The organism is Cloacibacillus sp. (genome assembly GCA_036655895.1).
In the GTDB taxonomy this organism is placed as follows: Bacteria; Synergistota; Synergistia; order Synergistales; family Synergistaceae; genus JAVVPF01.
In genome coordinates this window covers 1-6,710 of the sequence record JAVVPF010000054.1, presented here as the reverse complement: position 1 = coordinate 6,710, position 6,710 = coordinate 1, and the positions used below count along the sequence as shown (strand labels likewise).

The following is a 6,710-nucleotide window of genomic DNA, read 5'->3' as shown; positions in this document are numbered from 1 at the left end:
CCAACATAGCTTCGCCGAGTGATTCGGTGCCGCGAATGGCGCTCTCAAACGCGTTGCCGATGCCCGCGGGCACGGCGTTGAGCCCCTCGCGCGCGCTGTCCCACGCGCTTGTTGCCTGCTGCGCGGCCGTCGGGAATTTATTCATGCTGTTTTCGTAGGCCTTGAGTGCGTCGTCGGCCAGTTTGATTACGATCGGCATATCCGCAAATTGTGTTTTTAGCTGCTCGATCGCGGCTTTATACTGCGTGCCGCTGATTTTACCGCTTTCAAACCGGTTTTTTAACAGGTCGAGCGATTTTGCAAATTCGCTGCTGCCCGCACTCTGCAAATCGCTGAAAGCCTTCTGCAACTCCGGCGGCCACTGCAAAAAGTTTTCGATGCTGCCGCCGGTCGCCTTGAATTGATCTGAGAGGTTAGCAAAGCGTTCCTTGAGTTTGTTGATATAGTCCGTGTCGCTCATGAGCCCTTGCGCGTTTTGCCACCCATAGTTGTTGTATTCTTCCTCGCGCAGCCGCTTGGATTGCTCTTCGAGCGATTTCATGCGCGCTATTCGTTCCCGGTTTCTCTCCAACACATTTTCGGCCGAGAACGGATTCCGCTGTTCCGCATTCTCCATGATCTGCAGTTGGAGGTCGCGAATCTTCTTCCAATCCTCCGAAAGCGGCTTTGATTTCGCCAGCCATTTATCGAGGATCGGCAAAAAGGATTCCCCGTCGGCGTTGAGGTATTTTATCTGGTCGGAAATATTCTGCACTAGCAATTCTGCGGCTGATTTGCCTTTTTTAGTTTTACCGGACTCGCCAAAACCATCACCGTTAAGAGTTCCAAAAAGCCCATTTTTCTTCTGGGCTGTCTTCGCAAGCGCCTCAGATTTTACTTTATATTGTTCCTCAAGCGCCGATATCTCCGCTTTAAGCCCTGCGATTTCATCAGGCCGGCTCAGCTGCTCATTATCCACAAACGCGGAGGCGGCAGAGCCTGCCGCTCCGCCCAGAACTCCGTTCTTGCTCAGAAAGGCCTTATTGGAGAGCTCCAGCATTGCCAAGGAGGATTTCTTTGCCTGGACTTCTAAGTCCTGCAATTTTGTGCGCGCCGTATCCAGGGCGATCGCGATCTGCGTCGCGTCCGCGTCGGCAAATTGAGTATTTATTTTTTCTATGGCTTCGCGCGTGATATTCGCCTGTTTTTCAGCCTCTTTCATTTGATCGCGCAGCGACAGCCAGTATCCGGCGCCAACAGCCAAAGCCACCAAGCCTACAGGCCCCATGGCCGCGCCCGCCATACCCAGCCAGCCGGTAAACGCCGAAAGAGAGCTTATAGCCGCGGGAGCAAGCGATACCCATGCCTTTATGTTGCCAAGCCATCCAATCACCGATGGGGTGAAAAGTAAATTTTTCGCCGTAGCCAGTGCTATGGCCGTCTGGTACGTGCCAAAGGCTACGATCCCAGCCTGGACGGGACCGGAAATATAGTTTGACAGCTCCCCTTTGTTTGACATCAGTACGCCTGACATCGCGGCAATTGCGGTGATCATGATGCCCCACTGGCCGGAGAGTCCAAAAAGACAGACGGCATATTTTGAAATAGCCGGTATCAACCCTGCACCGATCGCCCCGGCCAGCGTCGTCACGGCAACGATAAGATTTTCTGGAACCATCTCGCTGATCGCTTCTCTGATCCCCGACGATTTAGCGGCCTCCGCAAATTTATTCAACCATTCCTGCGTTTTTGACAAGCGCGTTTTTAGGTCAAGTGCTTCGCTTATTTCGCTTCCCAACTCGCGCATGATAGAGCTGACATTATCTTTCATATTCGAGAACTGCTGAGGGATTTCCCCCGCAACCGCCTTCATCATTCCGCTGTAGCGTTCCGACATGCCGGAAAACAACGCGTCAAGCGCTGTTTTCGCGGATACTGCCCCCTTTTTAGAGCGATCCATGAGTTCCGCGACACTGATCCCCATTTTTTCGGCCATTATCTGCCACGCGGGAAGCCCCGTCTCCGCGAGCTGCCTCATTTCCTCTGCCGACAGCTTGCCTTTCGCCATGATCTGCCCGACCGCAAGCGTCATACGGTCCAGCCCATCAGATTTAAGCCCTAAAGCCATTGCGGTATCGCCAAGCGTCTCAAGTATGGGAATGACAGAATCGACGTCAGCCCCGTATGCCTGCATCCTCTTGGACGCGTCGACCAGACCGGTGAATTCAAACGGCGTCGTCGCGGCAAATTTTTCAAGGTCTCTCAGGTGCGCGGTGGCAACATCGACATTGCCCACCAGTGCCGCCATCGATCTCTTTGTCATTTCAAAATCAGAGGCCATTTTTACGGCCTTGGCTCCCAGCGCCGCGATCCCCACGCCGAAATATTTCAGCTTGCCCATTAGAGCCTCGGAGCCTTGGATGGCATCTTTACCAAAGGCGTTGTTAAGCTGCCGCTTTACTTTATTTAGATTTCGCGTAAACTCCGACGCGTTCAAGGTCATGCGCACGGCCAAGGTGTTTTTAGCCACTTATTCCGCCTCCTTACTCCACAAAAAAACCCCCGCGCAACCATACAGGTCAGCGGAGGCCGATGTATTCACTTTTAATGATTAGCTTTGTTTTCTTTCTCTTTGGTGTTCCAAATATACCGCGAAAACAACTGCGAGAAGCACAAACCAGAAGAAGGGCACTCTGATAAGTTCTTTAATGAAATACGAGCCGATATAATAAACAAAAGCCAAACCAAGAGCAAGATTTATCAGCATCATACGCTAGCCCTCCTTTTCTCTGATTTTATATCAGTATAGCATATGTTGTACAAAATAGGCCCTGTGAAAAGGGCCTATTTGTGTTTCTTGTTTTTTATGCGCTCTTTGATAAGTTCGTACATCTCCATCTTATTGTATACGCGCATCGTTTTATCATCCCACACTCCGGCGATATCCTGAATGCTCGGCGGTTGTTTTACCAGTCCGGACAGAATGCAGCTGGCCAGCTGCGCGCGCTTTCTTGATTCAAGGTATTCATTATAGCGGTAAGCGGTAGCCATATCGTCAAATTCACCCACCGTTATTCGCCACAGATCATCAAAGGTCAGGTGCAGAGGTCCCAGGGCAAACAACAGCGCAGTGCGGTAACATTCATCCGCCGTTTTTTCACCGTCTTGCTCCGAGGCCTCTTCATCTAGTTTTTTTCTTCTGCCGTCGGCTCCTCGAATTTGAGCTTGGCGTCGAGACTTTTGCGCAGCTCCGCCGCGCAGTCAACAAAAACGTTCAGCAGCGGCTTGTCGTCCGCGAGTCCTTCGAGCTGTATGGCGACCTGATCAAGCGAAATGTTGCGCCTTACATGCAAAATGCCGCCCCATACCAGCAGCGTTATATCGTCAAACGAAACGTCGCCGCTGGTGGCGCGATTTATTGTTTCGAAGGCAAAAGTCGTGATGCTGCGCCCCGAGGCGCGCTCGATCTCTCGGCAGGCCGCAAAAGGATATTTTACCTCGTATTCTCTATCTCCAAGTTTTATCTGCATTTTGATTTCTCCTTATGCCGTTGTCTGGCTGGTTTTCGTTATCTTGCCGGTGCCGGTGAACGAAATAGCGATGCTGATGGCGTCTTCCGTAGCACCGGTGATGTTCCATCCCGTGATAAGCGCGTCGAGTTCATAGTCTGGCTTACCGCTGCCCGTTCCCTCCGGCCGGAGATGCATCGTTACCACAGTGCCTTCCCACATGGCGGTTTCGATGGCAGTCTGCACGGTGGAATCCGTAGGGTCATAGAGGACCGTCGCGCTTCCGTCAGCAGAAACCTGTCCGGTCAAGAACTCCTTCCATTCAGAATCGATCGTAGAAACGTCTATCGTTCCGCGCGAGGTGTTGAGCGCCCAATCTTTGCACGCCATCAGCGCGGTTGCCGTGTTGGATATTTCTATCATTATGAGCGAATTTTTCGCAGCTATCTTACTCATCTTTTATCATCCTTTCTATTCCAGATATGTTCTGAGGGTAATTTGTGCCAATGACCAGCCGGAAACTTCGTCGTAGTCAAAATACGCCGCTTCGAGAAAATAATCTCTGTCCAGCTCCGCTAAAGAGCTCTCAAAGGTATCGGCAAGCTCCATGCATTGTTTTTTGCCCTTATATTTAGTCCACAGGAAGACGTCGATAAAGCATTTTTGCTCGGAGGCATCCATGATGCGCCCCTGAGTCTTTCTGAATTCGCCTATGCAGGCATAAGGGCTTACAACGGAGCTTACCTTGTCAGGCGTGACCAACGAGTCATAGACATCCGTTATGCCAACTACGTTTAAGAGCGCGTTTCGAACCTCCACCACAATATCGAAGCTGCTCATACTTTGCCAAGCTCCCTGTTGACAATAGCGTCTATCCGGCGGAGAGCCCGATCTTCCAGCCTGTTGGCCGTAGGCTTTAAAAAGGGATACGCCCGGCTACGTTTCGTTCCGTACTCGATCGCAAAGGCATAATAATCGCGGGAACCCGCTGCCTGCTTCTTTGTGCTGGTCTTGTGCACTCTATCGGTTGCAGGGTAATCCGCGAACACCCTAGCAACTATAGAATCTGGTTTTCTACGAACAGTTCTTTTTATCGATTCCCGCAGCAACCCTGTCCGCACACGCACAACGGCCTTTGCGCCTGCCTGAATTTCATCGGCCGTCTGGCGAAAAGCGGCGGCTGATTCGTCCTGGATGACCTTAGACATGGACATTAGAGATCGGCTTAGCTTTATGTTGCAGCGGTCGGCCCATTCGACTTTAATCTTATCGCCCATGCTCAAGACTCCTCTCTGCAAATCATCACAACATAACCATTTTCAGGCGGCGAGACGCTTTCTACATCGAAGACTCGGCCTGACCATTCCACGATGTCTCCACGCCGCGGCGCCAAATCCGCGCGGCGGTTGTCACGCACCGTCACCTCCAGCAGACACACATTCGTGTCTCTGTTGGCCAGCATTTCGCCGTAGGTGCGAATTGTGCGCATAGACGCCCAGCAGCTCTTTTTTATCAAGTAGCTTTCCTGAGCCCCTCCGCCTTCGTCCTGAATTGTCTGCAAACCCTTCAAAACAACATAACGGTTTAACTTTCCGGGGTTCATAGATAATCACCACATCCTTCAATATGAGCGACAATCGCGTCAACGGTATGCTGGATACCGATAACCGTCGTCCTCGTTGTGGAGGATATGGCGCGATTTTCGTACCAGTGAGCGACCATAAGCTTAACGCACTGCTGGTAAAGCGAATCGTCCTCAATGGCAAGAGGCTCTCTAGCGGAGAGCCTCTGTGTTTTGCTTACCTTACCCTTGATATACGATTCCGCCGCAGCAAGCTGCGCCGAGATCAGTGCATCCTCGACATCGTCGGTCACTCGCAAATAGAGCTTCAGATCTTCAAGCGAGAGCGGCATCAGTCGGTGACCGTAATTTCGACAGCCGCGCTGCCGTTGTCTGTGACTACCGTAAACGTCTTTGCTCCGTTAGCGAGAGTGGCCAGATAGTCATCGGTAATCGTGAGCGAACCGGACGAATAGCTGTAATTACTTGCATTGACAACTGAGGCCTGATTTTTAACAGATGTAACCAACGAGGCTCCCGTTACCGTGAGCACCACATCAGCCGGGACCGCCTTGCTGAATGTGGCCGTTTCAGGGCTCACGGCTAAGAGGATTTTTTTATGAGTACAAACGCCTTGTTCGTGAGCACCTTGCCGTCGATAATTGCGTATCCCATATAATCGGTATAACGATCGGTTACGTGATCCTCTTGGTAGAGCGATACGTTCTCGTTGCAGTTCGCCACATAACCGGCAGAGACGTTGCCGACAAGTATCTCATCATCGCTCACCGCGTCCTCTTCATAAACCGTGAGTCCGAAAATGCGTCCTACCCCCCCGCTGGTGGGGTCTGTGACGAAATAGGGACGACCGTCAGAATCTTTTATCGTAGCAAGCTTCGTCCAGATCATGGTGTTCTTCGCGTAGATTGCGCAGCCTCCGTAATAGCCGCTCTTTATCTTCGCCATCACATCACAGAATTTATCATAATCGATATCGTCCGAAGCGCTGTATGTGACGATCTGCGGCGTGCTGGCCTCCGCCTCTAGAGCGACGGCTATGCCCTGCGGCTGGCTCTTCCATGTGTCACTGGACCCAGCGGCCCCCTTGCCCTCGACAACAGACTTAGCAAGCGCGTTGCCCATCTTCTCCGCGATTAACGAGATGATATAGGGCATGAACGCATCCATTGACATCTTTTTAAGCATCCACGTCACAGGTACCGCTTTGGCAAGCTCATAGCCTTTGAGTTCAAGTGTCGCAAAACTAAAGCTGCCGTCAGTAACCTTTGTCGATTCGTTATACCAAGCCGCTTCATCACCGCTCGAAGATTCTTTTATAATCGTAATGTCGCCTTTGACAAAGGTCATGCGCACCGCGTTCAAGATCGGATGGCGTTCGCCCATTTCCTTCCAAATGGAATCACGCACAGTCTCGGGAATGATAACGGCGTTGCTGCTTGCCTGATTTGCGCTGTTCGACACGTCTACGGCTTTGCGCAGTGCCGTCGCATCATATGGCTGGCCGACAAGAAACGCCTTAAAAGCCTCAACCTCGCGATCTTTAGCGGAGACGTCCATTTTTGCCACCGGTGCGACGGCCGTTAATTCAGGAACGGCAACGCTTTTATCTTCAACGCACAATGGAGCTTTTGCCTCCATCG

Annotated in this window: 11 protein-coding genes; all 11 read right to left on the bottom strand. The window is 51.7% G+C overall.

The features are described 5' to 3' along the window. On the bottom strand, window positions 1-2,509 hold a 2,509-nt coding region (locus RRY12_11955), incomplete at its 3' end, for a tape measure protein (GenBank protein MEG2185386.1). 81 nt (window positions 2,510-2,590) lie between these two features. After that, the gene (locus tag RRY12_11950; GenBank protein MEG2185385.1) at window positions 2,591-2,749 is read right to left on the bottom strand and encodes a hypothetical protein; all 159 of its coding nucleotides are present in this window, start codon (window positions 2,747-2,749) and stop codon (window positions 2,591-2,593) included. 74 nt (window positions 2,750-2,823) lie between these two features. Beyond that, the gene (locus RRY12_11945) at window positions 2,824-3,030 is read right to left on the bottom strand and encodes a hypothetical protein (protein MEG2185384.1); all 207 of its coding nucleotides are present in this window, start codon (window positions 3,028-3,030) and stop codon (window positions 2,824-2,826) included. Window positions 3,031-3,164: 134 nt separating this feature from the next. After that, window positions 3,165-3,509 carry a hypothetical protein gene (locus tag RRY12_11940; GenBank protein MEG2185383.1) on the bottom strand — a complete coding sequence of 115 codons (345 nt, stop codon included), beginning with the start codon at window positions 3,507-3,509 and terminating at the stop codon, window positions 3,165-3,167. Between the two features lie 12 nt (window positions 3,510-3,521). Continuing rightward, window positions 3,522-3,944, bottom strand: a complete 423-nt coding sequence (locus RRY12_11935; GenBank protein ID MEG2185382.1) for a phage tail tube protein — start codon at window positions 3,942-3,944, stop codon at window positions 3,522-3,524. Between the two features lie 15 nt (window positions 3,945-3,959). Next, on the bottom strand, window positions 3,960-4,328 hold the full coding sequence (locus RRY12_11930; protein MEG2185381.1) for a hypothetical protein: 369 nt from the start codon (window positions 4,326-4,328) through the stop codon (window positions 3,960-3,962). Continuing rightward, window positions 4,325-4,765 (bottom strand): HK97 gp10 family phage protein, encoded by a 441-nt coding sequence (locus tag RRY12_11925; GenBank protein MEG2185380.1) that lies wholly within the window; start codon window positions 4,763-4,765, stop codon window positions 4,325-4,327. The genes RRY12_11930 and RRY12_11925 overlap by 4 nt, the downstream gene beginning before the upstream one ends. A gap of 2 nt (window positions 4,766-4,767) precedes the next feature. Next, a complete protein-coding gene (locus RRY12_11920) occupies window positions 4,768-5,091 on the bottom strand; it encodes a head-tail adaptor protein (protein MEG2185379.1) in 324 nt (107 codons plus the stop codon). After that, entirely contained in the window at window positions 5,088-5,402 is a 315-nt protein-coding gene (locus tag RRY12_11915; protein ID MEG2185378.1) for a head-tail connector protein, read from the bottom strand. The genes RRY12_11920 and RRY12_11915 overlap by 4 nt, the downstream gene beginning before the upstream one ends. After that, entirely contained in the window at window positions 5,402-5,650 is a 249-nt protein-coding gene (locus tag RRY12_11910; protein ID MEG2185377.1) for a X2-like carbohydrate binding domain-containing protein, read from the bottom strand. Before RRY12_11910 ends, RRY12_11915 begins: the two co-directional genes overlap by 1 nt. Window positions 5,651-5,652: 2 nt before the next feature. Further along, the coding region (locus tag RRY12_11905) for a phage major capsid protein (GenBank protein ID MEG2185376.1) at window positions 5,653-6,710 on the bottom strand (1,058 nt) is incomplete at its 5' end.

Bases quoted from the DNA above. Each gene is read 5' to 3' on its own strand.
- RRY12_11950 (MEG2185385.1), bottom strand. From the start codon at position 2,749: ATGATGCTGATAAATCTTGCTCTTGGTTTGGCTTTTGTTTATTATATC.
- RRY12_11945 (MEG2185384.1), bottom strand. From the start codon at position 3,030: ATGGCTACCGCTTACCGCTATAATGAATACCTTGAATCAAGAAAGCGC.
- RRY12_11940 (MEG2185383.1), bottom strand. From the start codon at position 3,509: ATGCAGATAAAACTTGGAGATAGAGAATACGAGGTAAAATATCCTTTT.
- RRY12_11935 (MEG2185382.1), bottom strand. From the start codon at position 3,944: ATGAGTAAGATAGCTGCGAAAAATTCGCTCATAATGATAGAAATATCC.
- RRY12_11930 (MEG2185381.1), bottom strand. From the start codon at position 4,328: ATGAGCAGCTTCGATATTGTGGTGGAGGTTCGAAACGCGCTCTTAAAC.
- RRY12_11925 (MEG2185380.1), bottom strand. From the start codon at position 4,765: ATGGGCGATAAGATTAAAGTCGAATGGGCCGACCGCTGCAACATAAAG.
- RRY12_11920 (MEG2185379.1), bottom strand. From the start codon at position 5,091: ATGAACCCCGGAAAGTTAAACCGTTATGTTGTTTTGAAGGGTTTGCAG.
- RRY12_11915 (MEG2185378.1), bottom strand. From the start codon at position 5,402: ATGCCGCTCTCGCTTGAAGATCTGAAGCTCTATTTGCGAGTGACCGAC.